At 59.0% G+C, this 17,667-nt stretch carries 17 protein-coding genes and 1 pseudogene; 7 read left to right on the top strand and 11 right to left on the bottom strand.

Annotated features, from left to right (window positions below; all coding sequences use genetic code 11):
* The first annotated feature begins 77 nt into the window (after positions 1-77).
* Positions 78-863, top strand: coding sequence for a tRNA-uridine aminocarboxypropyltransferase (locus tag GA0071314_RS15085; protein WP_074397409.1), 786 nt, complete (start codon positions 78-80; stop codon positions 861-863).
* A 14-nt stretch (positions 864-877) separates the two neighbouring features.
* Here the strand turns inward: GA0071314_RS15085 and GA0071314_RS15080 are convergent, their stop codons facing one another.
* From GA0071314_RS15080 to def, 7 genes are all read right to left on the bottom strand, one after another.
* Positions 878-2,128, bottom strand: a complete 1,251-nt coding sequence (locus GA0071314_RS15080; protein ID WP_074397408.1) for a TraB/GumN family protein — start codon at positions 2,126-2,128, stop codon at positions 878-880.
* Positions 2,129-2,172: 44 nt separating this feature from the next.
* Positions 2,173-3,621 carry a TrkH family potassium uptake protein gene (locus tag GA0071314_RS15075; RefSeq protein WP_074397407.1) on the bottom strand — a complete coding sequence of 483 codons (1,449 nt, stop codon included), beginning with the start codon at positions 3,619-3,621 and terminating at the stop codon, positions 2,173-2,175.
* Positions 3,622-3,670: 49 nt separating this feature from the next.
* Positions 3,671-5,044 (bottom strand): Trk system potassium transporter TrkA, encoded by a 1,374-nt coding sequence (gene trkA, locus GA0071314_RS15070; RefSeq protein WP_074397406.1) that lies wholly within the window; start codon positions 5,042-5,044, stop codon positions 3,671-3,673.
* Between the two features lie 125 nt (positions 5,045-5,169).
* Positions 5,170-5,376, bottom strand: a complete 207-nt coding sequence (locus tag GA0071314_RS15065) for a dodecin (RefSeq protein ID WP_074397405.1) — start codon at positions 5,374-5,376, stop codon at positions 5,170-5,172.
* A gap of 45 nt (positions 5,377-5,421) precedes the next feature.
* Positions 5,422-6,756 (bottom strand): 16S rRNA (cytosine(967)-C(5))-methyltransferase RsmB, encoded by a 1,335-nt coding sequence (gene rsmB / locus GA0071314_RS15060; RefSeq protein WP_074397404.1) that lies wholly within the window; start codon positions 6,754-6,756, stop codon positions 5,422-5,424.
* The gene (fmt, locus tag GA0071314_RS15055; protein WP_074397403.1) at positions 6,753-7,736 is read right to left on the bottom strand and encodes a methionyl-tRNA formyltransferase; all 984 of its coding nucleotides are present in this window, start codon (positions 7,734-7,736) and stop codon (positions 6,753-6,755) included. Before fmt ends, rsmB begins: the two co-directional genes overlap by 4 nt.
* 61 nt (positions 7,737-7,797) lie before the next feature.
* Entirely contained in the window at positions 7,798-8,310 is a 513-nt protein-coding gene (def, locus tag GA0071314_RS15050; protein ID WP_074398554.1) for a peptide deformylase, read from the bottom strand.
* A gap of 245 nt (positions 8,311-8,555) precedes the next feature.
* On the opposite strand from def, the gene GA0071314_RS15045 reads away from it, so the two are divergent.
* Genes GA0071314_RS15045 through aroE form a run of 5 tightly spaced genes read left to right on the top strand, consistent with a single transcriptional unit; the run spans position 8,556 to position 13,131 of the window.
* On the top strand, positions 8,556-9,608 hold the full coding sequence (locus tag GA0071314_RS15045; RefSeq protein WP_074397402.1) for a LysM peptidoglycan-binding domain-containing protein: 1,053 nt from the start codon (positions 8,556-8,558) through the stop codon (positions 9,606-9,608).
* Between the two features lie 38 nt (positions 9,609-9,646).
* Positions 9,647-10,756 (top strand): DNA-processing protein DprA, encoded by a 1,110-nt coding sequence (gene dprA / locus GA0071314_RS15040; RefSeq protein WP_074397401.1) that lies wholly within the window; start codon positions 9,647-9,649, stop codon positions 10,754-10,756.
* Positions 10,757-10,795: 39 nt separating this feature from the next.
* Positions 10,796-11,353: an L-threonylcarbamoyladenylate synthase gene (locus tag GA0071314_RS15035; protein WP_074397400.1), complete on the top strand. Its 558-nt coding sequence runs from the start codon at positions 10,796-10,798 to the stop codon at positions 11,351-11,353.
* Between the two features lie 19 nt (positions 11,354-11,372).
* Complete coding sequence (gene hemF / locus GA0071314_RS15030; RefSeq protein WP_074397399.1) at positions 11,373-12,317, top strand: oxygen-dependent coproporphyrinogen oxidase; 945 nt, start codon at positions 11,373-11,375, stop codon at positions 12,315-12,317.
* The gene (gene aroE, locus GA0071314_RS15025; protein ID WP_074397398.1) at positions 12,310-13,131 is read left to right on the top strand and encodes a shikimate dehydrogenase; all 822 of its coding nucleotides are present in this window, start codon (positions 12,310-12,312) and stop codon (positions 13,129-13,131) included. Before hemF ends, aroE begins: the two co-directional genes overlap by 8 nt.
* Positions 13,132-13,241: 110 nt before the next feature.
* Here the strand turns inward: aroE and GA0071314_RS15020 are convergent, their stop codons facing one another.
* Positions 13,242-14,045 carry a M48 family metallopeptidase gene (locus GA0071314_RS15020; protein WP_074397397.1) on the bottom strand — a complete coding sequence of 268 codons (804 nt, stop codon included), beginning with the start codon at positions 14,043-14,045 and terminating at the stop codon, positions 13,242-13,244.
* 166 nt (positions 14,046-14,211) lie between these two features.
* Here GA0071314_RS15020 and GA0071314_RS19555 point away from each other — a divergent pair.
* Positions 14,212-14,328, top strand: a pseudogene (locus tag GA0071314_RS19555) (AAA family ATPase); the annotation flags it as partial.
* Here the strand turns inward: GA0071314_RS19555 and der are convergent.
* The 3 genes from der to GA0071314_RS15000 are packed head-to-tail and all read right to left on the bottom strand — an operon-like array spanning position 14,325 to position 17,589.
* A complete protein-coding gene (der, locus tag GA0071314_RS15010) occupies positions 14,325-15,728 on the bottom strand; it encodes a ribosome biogenesis GTPase Der (RefSeq protein WP_074397396.1) in 1,404 nt (467 codons plus the stop codon). The pseudogene GA0071314_RS19555 and the gene der overlap by 4 nt on opposite strands.
* Positions 15,725-16,897, bottom strand: coding sequence for an outer membrane protein assembly factor BamB (bamB, locus tag GA0071314_RS15005; protein ID WP_074398553.1), 1,173 nt, complete (start codon positions 16,895-16,897; stop codon positions 15,725-15,727). The genes der and bamB overlap by 4 nt, the downstream gene beginning before the upstream one ends.
* 35 nt (positions 16,898-16,932) lie before the next feature.
* On the bottom strand, positions 16,933-17,589 hold the full coding sequence (locus GA0071314_RS15000; protein WP_074397395.1) for a YfgM family protein: 657 nt from the start codon (positions 17,587-17,589) through the stop codon (positions 16,933-16,935).
* Positions 17,590-17,667: the final 78 nt, after the last annotated feature.

Below are 17,667 nucleotides of genomic sequence, written 5' to 3'. Positions count from 1 at the left end.
TGACGGTGGCGGAGGGTTCGTCTTGGGTGGGGGCCCTGCTTTATACTCTGCGTCCTTTGCTAATTGCTGGAGCGTGGATGCCTGCTTCTGATACGTACAATACACTTGCCGATAGAGCAAGCGCCGAGAGCGACCCGATGACGCGCCATCCGCGTCCGCCCAGTCGTGAGTTCAAAGCGCGGGGCAGTTTTGTTACGCGCTGTGCGGGCTGCAACCTACCCGAGCTCAACTGCCTGTGCCCCTATCAGGTCAAAGCCGAAAGCCATGCCCAGGTGTGGTTGTTAACCCACCCGCTTGAGCACTATAAACCGACCAATACCGGTCGCTTGATTGGCGACGTGCTGGCCCAAACTGAGGTGTTTACCTGGTATCGCACCGCGCCCGATAAGCACTTGATGGCGCTGCTAGAAGACCCGCGCTATTCCCCCTTTGTGGTCTTTCCCGATGACCAGCCCGACTATGCTGACCGTGTGGTGACGTTGGGGGCAGTTGTCGATGCCAAGCACAGCGGCAAGATTCCGGTCTATATACTGCTGGATGGCACCTGGCGTCAGGCGCGTCGCATCTTCCGTAAAAGCCCTTACCTTGACGCACTGCCGGTGCTGCCACTGCGCACCGAGCGGGAGACTCGCTATCGGCTGCGCAAGCCTGCCTCAAGCGCGCATTTATGCACCGCAGAAGTGGCTGTTGAATTGCTGCGGCAGGGGGGCGATGTGACGGCTGCCGCTATGCTAGATGATTATTTCGACGTGTTTAACGACAGCTACGCTGCCAGTCGTTCCTACCACAAGATCGAAACGCCGACGCCAGCGATGCAGCGCTTATCAGCGAAAAGAGACGCTGAGTCCAGTGCGAAAGAGTAAGCGTTGCGCGCCTGTCACGCACCGCTGCCAAACAAGGTGCCCGCGATTCTGAAGCCCGCCACCCAAGTGCCCACCGCCGAACCAAGGGTGGCGAGGATAAACACCAGTAGCGTGCGCGATACGCGATTTTTCCACCAGCCTTTCAGCTTCACCACATCGTGGCGCAGTGTGGCAAAGTCACGCACTTTGGGTTTGCGCATATAAAGCTCCACCCCAGCGGCCACAAATCCGGCACCAATGGTGGGGTTAAGCGAGGTAAGTGGTGCGGCAAAAAATGTGGTGATAACGGTCACCGGGTGAGCCAATGCGGCAATGGTGGCACCACCGGCGAGAATGCCATTGATCAGGAACCATTCGATTACCAATTGCCATCCAAGGTCGGTATTGCGCGAAAAGCCGACCACGAAACCGACCAGCACCAGGGCGGTGATCAGCCAGGGAGCCAGCTTCCATAGCTTGGAGGGCGGAGGTGTGGCTTCCAGCGTGGCAATTTCATCTCGCGGCTGGGCGGGTAGCGGGGCTTCCAGGTGTTCACCAGTGCCTTTCAGGTGCCCAGCCCCTAATACCACCAACACATTGCGGTAGCGCCCCGGGGGGGCATCTTCAGCAAGGCGTAGCGCCATGTAGCGGTCGCGTTCGCGAATCAGAGGGGTATACAGCGCTTCTGACTGGGCGGCGAACTCACTGAACGTGGCCTCCAGGATGTCGCCTTCCTTGAGTTTCTCGATATCTTCTTTCGAGACGTTTTCCCTCGACAGCACGCTGCCGATCAAGCCGGTGAATAGGGAAAAGCGCTGCCACCAAGGCACATTGCGGTAAATGCGCTTAAGGGTAATGCCTACATCGCGGTCAACGAGCAGCAGTGGTAACTGCTTTGATTGGCAGGCTTCCACTGCCGCGCGCATTTCAGCCCCTGGCTGAATGCCCGACTGCTCGGCGATACGTTGCTGAAAGGCTCCCAGCGCGAGACTGGCGGCGACCATGCCAGCCTTGCCTTGTTTAAATACTTGAAAGAGATCCTGTTCGCCCATGGCATCCGGGTTGGCCATGCTGTGGTGACGGGCATCACACAGTTCAATGGCAACGGCGTCGAAGCGGCCGCTGTCGATCAGTTGGCGCACGTCGTCGGCGCTTTCTACCGAGACGTGCGCTGTGCCGAGCAGCGTGTAGCACGTATCGCCTACCGTAATCACCTGTATCGGGCCGCTTGTGGTAGGTAGTGCGTCGCTATTGGGCACTGTCGGTGTAACATCTTCCTGGGTCATGACGACGTCTCAATTCAAAAAATAAATAAGCAGCGTTGGCGGGGTTAGCGCCGCCAGAAGGCAGGCGTAAACAGTACCAGCACGGTGAAAATTTCCAAACGACCTAACAACATGGCAAACACTAAAATCCATTTGGCTACGCTGGGCATATCGCCGTAGTGGCTGCTGGCTTCGCCGAGTGCGGGGCCCAGGTTATTTAAGGCAGAACCCACCGTCGACCAGGCGGTTACCTGATCAACCCCGGTGGCCATAACGCCCACCAACATTAAAAAAAACAGCAGCACATACACCGAGAAGAAGCCCCAAACCGCCTGGGCGATACTGTCGGGCACGCTGACTTTACCCACCTTAACTGCGATGACCGCGTTAGGGTGAATCAAGCGCATGACCTCACGCATACCTTGTTTCATGATCAAAATAATGCGGATGACTTTCATGCCGCCACCGGTTGACCCCGAACACCCTCCCACAAAGGCCGCTACAAACAGCAAAAAAGGCAGCGCACCTGGCCAGGAGGAAAAATCCGCGACGCTAAACCCGGCGGTGGTAGCTACCGATACCACCTGAAAAATACCATGACGAAGCCCACGCAACGTGTCGTATGTCTCGGTAAGCCACAGCGATAGCACCGTAATAACAATTAGCCCGAGTAAAAACAGCATCAAGAAGCGGGCTTCTGGGTCGTTGATGTAGTGGGTAAGGCGTTTTTCACGCCAGGCAATAAAGTGCAGGCTAAAACTAAACGCGGAAATCAGCATAAAGCCAACACAAATCAGCTCAATAGTGGCGCTATCGAAATAGCCGATGCTGGCATCGTAGGTGGAAAAACCGCCATTAGCGATGGTTGAAAAGCTGTGACTCAATGCATCGAACCAATCCATTCCAGCCAGCATGTAGGCAATCATGCATGCCACGGTGAGCGTGGCATAGATATACCACAGGGCCTTGGCGGTTTCGGTAATGCGTGGGGTTAGCTTGGAGTCTTTAAGCGGCCCCGGTATTTCGGTGCGGTACAGTGCCATTCCGCCCACGCCGAGCGTCGGCAAAATGGCCACGGCCAATACCACGATCCCCATGCCGCCTAACCATTGGAGCTGCTGGCGATAGTAAAGGATAGACTCGGGCAGAAAATCGATGCCTGTCATCACCGTTGCGCCGGTGGTCGTCAGCCCCGAGAAGGACTCAAACACCGCATCGGTCATGCTGAGCGCTTCGTCGCCAAATAGCATCAGCGGCAGCGAACCAAACAGCGCCAGCACCGTCCAGAACATCGCCGCGATAATAAACCCGTCGCGTACGCGCAGCTCCTTTTGAGCGCGACGGTTGGGTAAGTAGAAGGCCAGACCCGTCGCTACGGTGATCGCCATGGCGATCATAAAGGCCTCCCATACGCCGTCGCGAAACCATGCCGAGATCAGCATGGGCGGCAGCATGGTAAGGCTGAATAGCATCAGCAGCAGCCCCAGGATGCGCAAAATAACCCTCAGGCTCATGGCAGTCGTATGCTCCGCTGGTAAGTAAGTCGCGCGCTGAGTATAAGCATTAGAAGAACGTTAGCCCTACCTGGAACAAGCGCTCTACGTCGCGAATGCGGCGCTTGTCGATGACGAACAGGATGACGTGGTCACCGCTTTCCACCACGATGTGGTCGTGGGCGATCATGACGTCTTTGCCGCGCACAATCGCCCCGATGGTGGTGCCGTCGGGGAGGTCGATCTCGCGGATGGGGCGGCCGACCACCTTGGACGACTGCTTGTCGCCGTGGGCAATGGCTTCAATGGCTTCGGCGGCGCCCCGGCGCAGCGAGTGGACGTTGACGATATCGCCACGCCGCACGTGGGTCAGCAGGCTACCGATGGTCGCCTGCTGGGGCGAAATGGCGATATCAATCTCGCCGCCCTGAACTAAATCGACGTAGGCGGCGTTGTTGATCAGCGTCAGCACCTTCTTCGCGCCTAACCGTTTGGCCAGCAGCGACGACATGATGTTGACCTCGTCGTCGTTGGTCAGCGCGCAGAAAATATCGCAGTCCTCGATATTCTCTTCTTCCAGCAGCCGCTTGCTGGTGGCACTGCCGTGGAGCACAACGGTGCGGTCAAGCCGCTCAGAGAGCGTAGTGCAGCGCTCCAGATTGTGCTCGATTATCTTGACCTGGTGGCTGTGCTCCAGATGCTCAGCCAAGCGCTCGCCGATGTTGCCGCCCCCGGCAATCACCACCCGGCGAAAATCCCGCTCGACTCGGCGTAGCTCGCTCATCACCGCGCGGATATCGCGCCGCGCCGCCAGGAAAAAGACTTCGTCGTCGGCTTCAATCACGGTATCGCCACGCGGGATAATCGGCCGGTTACGGCGGTAAATGGCCGCCACGCGGGTATCCACGTTGGGCATATGGCGACGCAGGAAAGCCAGGTCCTGGCCAACCAGCGGGCCGCCGTAAAATGCTTTGACGGCGACAAGCTGTACAAGTCCGCCAGCAAACTCCAGTACCTGCAGCGCGCCAGGGTGCTCAATCAAGCGGCGCACATGATCAGTGACTACCTGCTCGGGGCTGATCAGGACGTCGATGGGGATCGCTTCGTGGGCGAACAGCCCTTTGCGGGTCAAGTAGGCTGTAGCGCGTACCCGGGCGATTTTGGTCGGAGTGCGAAACAAGGTATGCGCGACCTGGCAAGCGATCATGTTGATTTCATCGCTGCTGGTCACTGCAATCAGCATATCGGCGTCTTCGCAGCCTGCCTGGCGCAACACAATGGGGTAAGAGCCCGCGCCAGTCACCGTGCGGATGTCGAGCTTGGTGTGCAGCTCACGCAGCTTTTTGGCGTCGGTATCGACAACGGTGATATCGTTTTCTTCACGGGCGAGGTGCTCCGCGAGGGTGCCGCCGACCTGGCCGGCGCCGAGAATGATAATTTTCATTGCTGAGCATCGGTTCCATTAAGTGCGCAAGCGACTCCCCGTTGACTTAACGAGGCGGGCTATCGTGCGCTGCAATAAAGACGGCGGCCAGTGTAAACCAGCCGCCGCCGAAAAGCAGGTGGGGATTATTCCAGAGTAAAGCCGACCTTCACCGTGACCTGCCAGTGCGCGACCCGACCGTCTTCAATATGGCCACGGGTGTCGGTTACTTCCAGCCAGCGCATATGCTGGATGGTTTCAGACGCTTTGGCGAGCGCGCTCTGCACGGCGTCTTCAATCCCTTTTTCAGAAGAGCCGGTGAGCTCTATGTGCTTATAGGTGTGATGACTCATGGTGCCTCCTTCCATGTCATGAATTCACTGTCTAAGACTGACCCCTCAGACAGTCAGCTTCTCTAGTCTGGCATAAAAAAAGCCATCGTGACTGCTTGCTTCGGGAAACAGTTGGCGACCTGGTCCGCTGGGCGTGCCCCAGGCCACGTCGCCTGGCGTAGTGACCCGGGCATCGGGCGTGCGGGCCAGAAAGGCCTCGACCTGATCGCTGTTTTCTTCAGGCAGCACCGAGCAGGTGGCGTACAACAGCGTGCCCCCCGGGCGCAGCAATTGCCAAAGGTTATCCAGCAATTGGCGCTGCAATGTCGCTAACTTGCGGATATCGTCGGGGCGGCGCAGCTTTTTAATATCTGGATGGCGGCGAATGACGCCCGTGCCGGAACAGGGGGCGTCCAGCAAAATCGCATCAAATGGCGTGCCGCTCCACCAGTCGCGCTGCGTGGCGTCGGCGTGTTGCAAATCGGCTAACAGGCCTAGCCGATGTAACGCATCCTCGACCCGCGCCAAGCGTAAGTTATCGCTATCAATGGCGGTGAGTGCAATATCAAACTGTTCCAGCAGGTGAGCGGTTTTCCCGCCGGGGGCGCAGCAGGCATCCAGCACGCGGGCGCCCGGGCGCGGAGCAAGCGCGGGGCCCAGCAGTGCTGCGCTTAACTGGGCGGCTTCATCCTGAACGCTAACGTGGCCTCGCTCAAAGCCGGGTAGCGTGCTGACATCGCAGGGCTGCTCAAGCGTAATGCCGTCGGGTGCGTGAACACACAGGTGCCCGCTCAAGCCATTTTCATTAAGCAGCGACAGGTAGGTTTCGCGGTCTTGGTGGCGCTGGTTGACTCGCAGCGTCATGGGCCCCGGCTGATTGTTGGCTTCGGCAATTGCCTGCCACTGCTCGGGCCATGCCTGACGAAGCGCCTTCAACAGCCAAGCGGGATGTTCGAGCGCGACGTTGGCGTCGCGGTCAACGACCGCCTGCAGGTCGGCGGATTCACGCTGCAAACGGCGCAGGCAGCCGTTCAGTACCCGGGTGGCCCAATCTTTGCCGAGTAAGCGCGCCGCCCCTGCGGTTTCCCCTACCGCTGCATGGGCGGGGATGCGCATATAGAGTAATTGATAAATACCCACCAGTAGCAGGGCCTGGATGTCGCTGTCGCGTTTTTTGAGCGGTTGCTTAAGCAGTTGGTTAGCCAGTGCTTCCAGGCGCGGCAGGCGGCGGCAGGTACCGTAGCACAGCTCTTTTAGCAGGCTGCGATCACGGGCAATCACGCTGTGCTCATCCAGCCCGGCCAGCGACCCCCGGTCGGTCAGCACTGGCACCAGTCCTCTTGCGGCGGCGGCGCGCACTTCTTGTCCGCTGCCTTCTTTCGGTGCGCGAGGCTGATTCATGACGGTGCTCCTTCTTGCGTGCTGGGGCCCAGGCGGGTGCCGTGGGTGAGGCGTGTTTGGCGAGCGTTGAGTAGTTCGCGTACCGGCATCGCCTTGCCGCCGGGGAGCTGGGCGCGGCTAACGCAAAGGACTTCATGGCCGTCCTGGCCGCAGGCGATACGCAGGTGGTCCTCGCCATGGGCCAGTAGCGTGCCGGGCGGCGTCGGCTGCTGCTCGCCGGGCTCGACACTTGCCTTAAGCAGGCGCAGGCGGTCGTCGCCCAAAGTGCACCAGGCGACAGGCCAGGGGTTAAAAGCGTGGATGTTGCGTACCAACTGTTCGGCGGGTTGGCTAAAATCCAACTCGGCTTCGGCCTTGGTGAGTTTGGCGGCGTAGGTGACGCCTTCTTCAGGTTGGGGTGTCGCCTTGATGTGCCCCGTCTCCAGTTCGTCCAGCACACTCACCAGCGCGTTGGCGCCTTGAAGGGCCAGTCGGTCGTGCAGGTCGCCGCCGGTGGTCTGGGGGGTGATCGGCGTGCGAACCTCATGCAGCATATCGCCGGTATCCAGGCCGGCGTCCATTTGCATAATGGTCACGCCGGAAACGCTGTCACCGGCTTCAATGGCGCGTTGGATAGGTGCGGCGCCGCGCCAGCGTGGCAGCAACGAGGCGTGGACGTTAAGGCAGCCCAGGCGGGGGATATCGAGAACGGCCTGGGGCAGTAACAACCCATAAGCCACCACTACCATTACGTCGGCGTTCAACGAGGCCAAGGTTGCCTGGGCATCGGCCGCTTTCAAGCTTTCAGGCTGGTAAACCGGTAGCGCATGTTCAAGCGCTAGGCGCTTAACCGGGCTTGGGGTGAGCTTGCGCCCGCGCCCCGAGGGGCGATCGGGCTGGGTATAAACGGCAACCACCTGGTGCTGGCTTTCCAGCAGGGCGGCCAGGCTTGAGGCAGCAAATTCCGGCGTACCTGCGAACACAACACGCAATGATGACATGGACAGAGCGACCTAGCGGCAAAAGTGAACGTGACGATAAACTTGGGCAAAGCGGGCGCGGTTAGGCATCCTGCATTTGCTTATGGCGCTTTTCCATTTTTTTACGAATCCGGTCACGCTTGAGCGGCGAAAGATAATCGACAAACAGCACGCCCTCTAGGTGGTCATACTCGTGCTGAATGCAGTGTGCCAGCAAGCCGTCCGCTTCCAGCGTGTAAGGCTCGCCGTTGCGGTCCAGCGCTTTCAGCTCCACGTTAAGATAACGCGGCACTTCAGCGTAGTATTCCGGGATCGACAGGCAGCCTTCGGAAAGTGGCTCTTGGGTGTCGCCCAGCGGGGTGTACTGGGGGTTGATCATCACCAGCGGTTGCGACTGGTCGTCGCTGACGTCCATAACGACCACGCGGCGGTGGACATCTACCTGGGTCGCGGCCAGGCCGATCCCCTTGGCGTCGTACATGGTTTCAAGCATGTCATCGACGAGCTTGCGCACCTCATCGTCGACGGTCTGAACTGCTTGGGCCTTGGTGCGCAGGCGCTCGTCAGGAAATTCGAGAATGGCGAGTTTGGCCATGGCGTTGCTACCACCGTTATGCTGAGCTGAATAATCGCTTGGGAGCACCGCTAACAGCGCCGCGTGCCCAAGAACTTTATGATCGAGTACTCTATGATCGACGTACTTTGTATCCAACGGCTCCGTGAGCCGCACATTGCAATCAATATACTTTATGATCGACCACTATATCATGCTGTCAATGTTCCGGGCATGCCTGCCCGGCGCCTCAGTGTGTGACGCCAAGTCGGGTAGGGAGGGTTTGGATGGGGGCTAGACAACACAGGCATCGAGCCGTGGTGGGCGGTTGGCTCATTGGCGTAATGTGTCTATTGATCACGCTTGACGCCAGCGCCTGGGAGCGCGTCCGCGATTCGGCCCCTGAGCGTTACACCGTGGTGACAGGTGACACCCTTTGGGACCTTGCCGGCCGGTTCTTGCATGCACCTTGGCACTGGCCCGAGCTATGGCAAACCAATCCTGATATCGACAATCCTCATCTCATTTACCCCGGCGATGTAATCACCCTGAGCGATTGCCAGGGTGCCCCGTGTCTGTCGCTTTCCCGAGAGCAGCAGGTGGTGAAACTGTCGCCCCAGATGCGGACTGTGCCTCGCCGTGAAGCCATTTCACCGATCGACGCAAGTGTTATCCAGCCGTTTTTGCGCGGCCACCGTATCGTTAATGGCGACCCCGCCGACGGCGCGTTGGCCTATGTCGTGGCCGGTAACCAGGGGCGCTTGATCAGCGGAGCGGGGGATTCGCTATATGTGAGAGGGCAGGTGCCAACACAAACTAACCTGGGAATTTATCGGCCCGCCGAGGCCTATGTGGCTGATGATGGCACTGCGCTGGGTACCGAGCTGATCAAGATCGGTGAGGCCCGCTACGTGCGCGCCGAAGAGGATATCGCCCAGCTAGAAGTGCTAAGCGCCCATCAGGAAGTCCGCAATAATGACCTTGTCTTACCGCTGGAAACGCCGCGGCTAAGTGACGAAATGGTGCCGAGAGCCCCGCGTAATGAGCTATCCGGGGCGCTGATTGGCGTGCCGGGCGGCGTGCGCTTTATCGGCCGTCTCCAGGTGGTGACCATCGATCTAGGCACGCTGGATGGCGTACAGGCCGGGCATGTTTTCCAGATTGCCCAGCAAGGTGAGGTGGTCAGTGATCCGCGCAGCCAGGCGCCGCTGACACTGCCTAGTGAGGTCGCTGGTACCTTGATGGTCTTCAAGCCTTATGATCGCGTGAGCTATGCGTTGGTGATGGAAGCCTCAACGGTACTAGAGGTTGGTGATCAGGTGCGGACGCCGCCACGTTAAATAGTTAAGGGCGCTAAGACATTGAGCAAGGAGATGTGATGGATACCAGGGAGTGGTTGGTGGTCAATGCATTACCCGGCGTGGGGCCTCAGCGCATTGCTGAGCTGGTGGCGCGACAACCGCAATGGCCGGAAGGCTGGCTGGCAGCCTTGCCTAGCAAAGCGGCCAGCGCGCTTCGATTATGGTATGAACATCCGTCAAAGAGTCCTTTGCAGCGTGCGGTTGAGGCAAGCCTGGCTTGGCAATCAAACGCACCGGGGCGGACTATTTTGCACCGCGACCACCCGGCGTGGTCGCCGCTATTGAATCAAATAGCTGATCCGCCAGCGGTGCTGTGGGCGCAGGGCGATCTCAGCGCGCTTGAGCGTCCAACGCTGGCCATGGTGGGTACGCGTCGGCCCACCGCTGAAGGCGCGCATAATGCCAAAACCTTTGCCCGGGAATTGGCGCGCCGGGGCTGGTGTATTGTCAGCGGGATGGCACTAGGCGTTGATGGCGTGGCCCAGCAGGCCGCGTTGGATGCAGGTGGCAGCAGCGTGGCGGTATTGGGGTGTGGGATTGATGTGATTTACCCTGCCCGCCATCGTGCGCTTTACCAGCAGCTTAGCGATTCGCCGGGTGGCCTGGTGCTGGCCGAACACCCGCCGGGCACTGTTGCCCATCCGGCGTTTTTTCCGCGTCGCAACCGCATCGTGACAGGATTGTCGCTGGGCACGCTGGTGGTCGAGGCGGCCGAGAAAAGCGGCTCACTGGTAAGTGCCCGCCTGGCTATGGAGCAGGGCCGCGATGTGTTTGCCCTGCCTAGCTCGTTGCATAATCAGCAGGCACGCGGTTGTTTGCAGCTGCTGCGCCAGGGTGCTGCGATGGCCTGCGACCCCGAGGACATCGTCAATGAGCTGCAGCATTGGGCGAGCGAGTTTCTACCGCCACCTATGGCTGATCTTTCCGCTGCATCGTCTATGCCAGCAGACGAACCGCTGCCCGATGCCCTGCTCGGCTTGTTGGGTGCCTCGCCCACGCCCATCGACGCACTGGTTCAGCAAAGCGGCAGTTCGGTGAGCGAGTGTCAGCAGCGCCTGCTGATGCTGGAAATCGACGGCTGGGTAGCGTCACGGGCAGGAGGCTGGGTGCGTTTGCCACGCCCATGATAAGATGATGTTTCCTTTACCATTACGGGTGGAGAATCCATGACAACGGCGGCTGAACTGGAGGTTGCGGTTCGCGCTTTGCGCAACGGCGGCGTGATTGCCTGTCCAACGGAAGCAGTGTGGGGATTAAGCTGCGATCCCGACAACGACGAAGCGTTGGCGCGGCTAATGCGTTTAAAAGCCCGCGATCCTGCCAAAGGGGTCATTTTAGTAGCAGCATCGATCCGTCAATTTCAGCCGTGGCTGGCGCAATTACCCTTAGCGCTGCATGCCCCGCTGGTGGCAAGCTGGCCGGGGCCAAATACCTGGCTGGTGCCCGATAACGGCCGCAGCCACGGCATGGTACGCGGTGCCCATCGTAAAGTGGCCCTGCGGGTCACCGACCACCCGCTGATGCAGGCGCTCTGCGAAGCGTTTGGTGGCCCGCTGGTGTCGACGTCAGCCAACGTGGCCGGCGACCCCCCAGCCGCCAGTGCTGATGAAGTAAGAGCCGTCTTTGGCGACCAACTGGCGGCGATCATCGAGGGTGAGCTAGGCGGTAACGCGCGGCCCAGCAAGATCCGTGATCTAGTCAGTGGCAGCGTAATACGCAGTTAATCGATCATCAGGAGACGACGTGGCGCACGAACATCTGGATACCGTCAAAAACTACCTGCTGGATCTGCAGCAGCGTCTGTGCGAGGGATTGGCAAGCGCCGACGGACAGGCAAGCTTCAAGCAAGACGAGTGGGTGCGGGAAGAGGGTGGCGGTGGTCGCTCGCGAGTGATTGAGAATGGCGGCGTGTTTGAAAAAGGCGGCGTGAATTTCTCTCACGTGTTTGGCAATCAGTTGCCACCCTCGGCCACGGCCGCCCGGCCCGAGCTTGCCGGGCGCAGCTTTCACGCGGTAGGGGTGTCCTGGGTGTTACATCCTGAAAACCCTCATGTACCCACCAGCCACGGCAACGTACGGTTTTTTATTGCTGAAAAAGCCGGTGAGCCGCCGGTCTGGTGGTTCGGCGGGGGGTATGATTTGACGCCGTACTACCCGGTATTTGACGACGTCGTCCACTGGCACAAGGTCGCCCGCGCGGCCTGCGCGCCGTTTGGCGATGACGTTTATTCACGCTACAAAGCCTGGTGCGATGAGTATTTCTATCTCAAGCACCGTGAGGAGACTCGCGGCGTGGGCGGCTTATTCTTTGACGATCTTAATAACGGCGGCTTTGACGACTGCTTTGCTTTTCAACGTGCCGTTGGTGACAGCTTCTTGGATGCTTATTTGCCGATTGTCGAGCGCCGAAAAGGCGATGCCTGGAACGATCAGCAGCGTCAATTCCAGCTTTACCGTCGCGGCCGTTATGTGGAGTTCAACTTGGTATGGGACCGGGGCACGCTGTTTGGCCTGCAAAGCGGCGGGCGTACCGAGTCTATTTTGATGTCGATGCCGCCGCTGGCCCGTTGGGAATATGCCTTTACACCCGAGGCGGGCAGCCCTGAAGCGCGGCTGAATGACTATTTAGTGCCGCGTGACTGGCTTAACGAAGCCGCTCAGAAGCGAGGCGAGGAGCAGTATGACTGACCGTTACTGCGTGATTGGCCACCCCGTTGGCCACTCCAAATCACCTATGATTCATGCCGACTTTGCCCGGCAGACTGGGCAGGATATTGATTACTCGGCTATCGAAGCTCCATTGGACGAATTGGCTGCCGTTTGGCAACAGTTTTGTGCGGAAGGCGGGCGAGGCGCCAACGTGACGGTGCCGTTTAAAGCGGATGCGTTTGCGCTATGCGATACGCTAAGCCATCGCGCCCGGCGGGCGGGCGCCGTCAATACGCTGATCGTCGGGGGTAATGGCTTGACCTACGGCGACACCACCGACGGGGTCGGGTTGGTACGCGACTTTGCCTATCATCGCGTGTCACTGGCTCAAAAGCGCGTGCTGGTGGTGGGTGCAGGGGGTGCCGTACGTGGGATTATTGAACCATTGTTGGCTGAACAGCCCGAGGCGCTCGTCGTGGTCAATCGCACGATGGCCAAAGCTGAGCAACTTGCCCATGACTTTGCCGATTTAGGACCCATTCAAGGCGGTGGCTTTGACACGCTGGAAGGTACGTTTGACGTAGTGATCAATGGTACTAGCGCGAGCCTCGCCGGCGATTTACCCCCGCTGCCTGATACGCTGTTTGCGCCCAACGCCTGGGCTTACGACATGATGTACGGCGCCGAGCCAACGGTGTTCCTGCAATGGGCAGGGCCCCGCGGGGCGAAGCTGCTGGATGGCTTGGGCATGCTGGTAGAGCAGGCAGCGGAATCGTTTTACCTATGGCGCAATCAGCGCCCTGATACGGCTCCGGTACGCGCGAGACTGCGCCAGTCGTTGAACTATGGCTGAGTGAACGCGGGTTAAAACGGGCGGGTAAGAGCAGATAGCGTAAGCTATCAGAGATGGCACCACCATTGGCTAACGACAGTGGCGATGCCATACCGATATTAACGGTTCAGTTAAGGGCGTGGACAGTCAGGCGTGCGGCCGTTATTGCGCGCTTGTTCAAAGGTGGCTATGGCGTCGCTCATGCCGGCTTCCAGTCCTTCAATGCGCTGGCCTTTGCTTGGGTGAGTCGACATCCATGCGGGTGGCTCGCCGCCGCCAGAGGCCTGCTGCATGTTCTGCCACAGGGTAATGCTTTCACGCGGGTCAAATCCGGCTTGGGCCATCAGATCCAGGCCAATGGAATCCGCTTCGCTTTCATGGCGGCGCGAGAAGGGCAGCATAATGCCATATTGCGCCCCCATGCCGAGCACCCCCATCAGTTGATCACCGCCCGCGCCTTCAAGGCCAGACGCGCTGGAAAGGACCGAGAGACCCAACTGAGTGGCGCTTTCAGTGGATGCCCGCTCATTGGAATGCTTGGCCAGCACGTGGCCGATTTCATGGGCGACAACCGACGCCACCTGGTCTTGGCTGGTAGCGATATCCAACATGCCGGTATGTAAACCCATATAGCCGCCGGGGAGTGCAAAGGCGTTGGGCTCTTCAGATTCGAAGACGCGGATTTGCCAGTCTAGCTGTTGCTGCTCTTCGGGGAGCTCCGCAACAATGGCGTCAGAGATACATTGAGCGTAGCGCTGACTCGCCTGATCGGCGTTAGGCAAGTCCTGTTGATATTGGTTGAAAGCTTTGCTGCCCATATTATTGAGCTCGTCGTCGGATAACAGCAGCAGTTGCGAGCGGCCGGTAGGTGAGGTCGAGCAGGCCGCGACAGAAGCACATAGAGCGGTAATAGCAAGAGGGCGAAACCAGCGCATGAGTGTCTTTCCTTTTAATAAGTGAATTCCTGGCCCAAAGATAACCCTTGTACGGGGTAAATCAATCCTCACAAGCATAATTTACCAGGCGAGTTTTTATGGGTGCCGAACTGAGCCAGCGCCTAACCCGTTTACTTGACCGGCTAGACCATTGGTTGCCGCCCGCGCCCGTGCTGAAGCGCTGCGCTTTGCGACCCTGCGCGGTGGTCGCAGCGGCCGAACAGCCGGGCAGTTTGCGGCCCACTGGGTAGTAGGCCGAAAAGGCTTATACGCCAACGCTTAGCGGCGGCTTTTGCGCGCCTCTTTGGTACGGTTGAGCTCGCGCTTTTTGGCTTTCTCCTTGTCGCTGGCGCCTGCCATATGGTCAAAGGGGTTGTCGCCGGAGCGAAACTCAAAGCGCATGGGGGTGCCGCGCACTTTCAGCACCTTGCGGAAAGTATTGGTCAAATAGCGGCGGTAGGCGTCGGGCAGTGAATCGGTCTGATTGCCATGCACGACAATAATCGGCGGGTTGCTGCCGCCTTGGTGGGCCATACGCAACTTGATGCGCCGCCCGTGAATCATCGGTGGCGGATGCTGGCTGACGGCGTCCTGAAGCAGGGTGGTCAAGCGGTTGGTCGACCAGTGGGCGTTGGCAGCATTAAAAGCGCGCTCAATCGAAGGATAAAGATCGCCTACCGCCGTACCGTGTAGCGCTGAGATAAAGTGCATCTCAGCGTAGTCAGCAAAGCCTAGACGTCGCTTGATCTCGTTGCGCATCTTATCTTTTGCTTCGCTTTCCAGACCATCCCACTTATTGACGGCCAGCACCAGCGCGCGGCCTGAGGTGAGGACGTAATCCAGTAGGTGCAGGTCTTGCTCGACCAGCCCGCTACGGGCATCGAGTACCATCACCGCCACATGGCATTCTTTAATGGCATCGAGGGTCTTGATAATCGAGAATTTCTCGGCGATTTCGCTCACGTTTTTACGCCGCCGTACCCCGGCCGTATCGATCAGAACGTAAGGTTTGCCGCGGCGTTCGAAGGGGATTTCGATCGCGTCCCGCGTGGTGCCGGCTTCGTCAAACACCACAACGCGCTCTTCGCCCAGTAGGCGGTTGACCAGCGTCGATTTACCTACGTTCGGGCGACCGATAACGCCAATACGAATGCCCTTGGTGCCAGTGTCGGCGGGTATATCGGCATCGCGCTCGGGGAAGGGCTCAAGCACGGTATCCATTAAGGTCGATACATTACGCCCGTGAGCCGCTGCAATCGGCCAGGGGTCGCCCAGGCCAATTGACCAGAAATCGCCCATGGCAGAGTGTTCTTCCAACCCATCGGTCTTATTCACCACCAGCCAGGTTTTCTTCTGGTTGACCCGTAGGTGGTTGGCAATGGCTTGGTCAGCCACGTTTAACCCTGCCCGCGCATCGACAAGAAATAGCACGATATCGGCTTCGTCGATGGCGGCCAGCGACTGCTCCGCCATCGCCGCATCAATGCCTTCTTCGTCGCCGCTGATGCCGCCGGTGTCGATCACGGTATAGGCTTTATTACCCAGCATGCCGTTGCCGTACTTGCGATCACGGGTCAGGCCAGGAAAGTCGGCCACCAGGGCGTCCCGTGAACGGGTAAGACGGTTAAACAGCGTCGACTTACCCACATTGGGGCGGCCAACTAATGCAATCACGGGTGTCATGGAGAGATTTCCAGCGTTTCTAAGTGCCCGTCATTAGCCAGTACATGAATCACATTGCCGTCGGTGATCGCTGGGACGCTAATCCCCGAGCCGTCGACTTCAGAGCGACCCACAAGCTCGCCTTCACGGGCATCGATCAGGTGCACATAGCCTTCAAAGTCGCCAAACACCAAGCGGCCATCGGCAAATGATGGGGCTGTCAGCCAGCGGTCTTCCAACTCATCGTTACGCCATACTTCCTGGCCGTTACTAGTGTCAATGGCGACCACATGGCTTTCATCGGTGACCACAAATAGTAAATTACCTACCAGCAAGGGGGTGTGGCGGCTGGAGAGTTCGCGTTCCCAAAGGACATTACCGCGCGTCGCTTCCAGTGCTACCAGCTGCCCGTTATAACTCGTTACAAACAGGCGTCCTTCCGGGCTGAGTACGGGTTGCCCGGCAATATCAACCAGGCGTTCGACTTCGCTTTGACCCTGAGGTGTAGCAATTTGCATATCCCAAAGCGGCTGGCCGTTGCGGTTATCAATAGTGGCCAGACGGCCATTAGCTTGACCGACAAAGCTTACCGGTTCGATGACCATCGGTGTGCCGGTGCCGCGCAGAGTGAGTGACGGCTGAGAGCTGGTATATACCCAGCGTTCTTCACCACTATTGCGATCAAGCGCGGTCACCTGACCGTCGATGCTTTGCACGACCAGCAACTCCGGGTTGGCTTGGGGAGCGGCCAATACCTCGCTGGACACTCGTGAGCGCCAGCTAACGCTACCGTCGCTCTGATCCAGCGCAATGACTTCACCGTCGCGGGTGCCGAGGTACACCTGACCAGCAATGGCGGTTAAAGCGCTGGAAATGGGGGTATCTAGGTCGACTTCCCAGCGCTCCTCGCCATCATCGGCGGCAAATGACATGACCACGCCATTAGCATCGGCGGCGAACAGGTTATCGCCTTCGCGTGCCGGGGTGATGGGGTAACGCGCACGGCCAAGGCCGTCGCCTACGTCCTCTTGCCAAAGGCTCTCAAGGGACGCGCTCTCCTCGAAGCTTTTAAGTTCTTTGGGCGTGTAGGCGGGTTCGTTTTTGCTTGCACAGCCAGCCAATAGGGCGAGCGCCGCGGCGCCTAGGGTGGCGCGCATCATGGGGGTTGAAAACACAGATTTCGAAAACATGGATTTCGAAAGCGTAGATGTTGAAAACAAGGGTTTCATTGAGCTGTCTCCTCAGCGCCGAGATCGTCAAGCTTGAATTGCACGCCATAAAGCGGCTGATCTTGTTCCTGTGCCAGTTCCAGAGCGCGTTGCCAGGCGTCACGCGCCTGATCGTTCTGGCCCATTGCTAGATAGGCATCGCCCTGCACGTCGGCTTGCTGTGCCGCCAGGGTCTCAGTAATGGGTTCGTCGAGTAATTCGAGTGCGTCTTCTGGCTGTTCATTAGCGATGGCGATACGCGCTAAACGCAGCCATGCAAGGCTTTGCACGTAACGCCGCTCGGAGGATTCCGCCACCTGGCTGAGCGATTCAGCAGCACTGTCCAAATCGTCTTGCTGGACGGCCAGGCGTGCGTCAAGCAATAAGGCCAACTCGGCGTATAGGGTATCGTCGTGCTCGCTGACAATCTCATCGACCATCTCGCGGGCTTCGCTGAGCTGGTCGCCTTCGAGTTCGTTTCCAGCTGCGAGACTTACCAGATCCTGGTAGCGCACCGACGCCGCCTCGGATTTTCCGGTTTGGTAATCTTGCCAAGCGTTCCAGCCAAACACGCCGGCTGCCGCTAGCGCAGCGCCAGCTATCAGTGACGTGCCGTTTTCTTTCCACCAGCGCTTGATCACATCCAGCTGTTCGTCTTCGCTTCTATCCGCCACGGGCGGCCTCCTATTCAGCAATGACCGCCGCTCTGGGCAAGGTCATAATGGGTCGAGCGGCAGGGTATGCCTGCCGTC

It is taken from the genome of Halomonas sp. HL-93, assembly GCF_900086985.1.
Lineage (GTDB): Bacteria > Pseudomonadota > Gammaproteobacteria > Pseudomonadales > Halomonadaceae > Vreelandella.
This window is presented reverse-complemented; position numbering and strand designations above follow the sequence as displayed.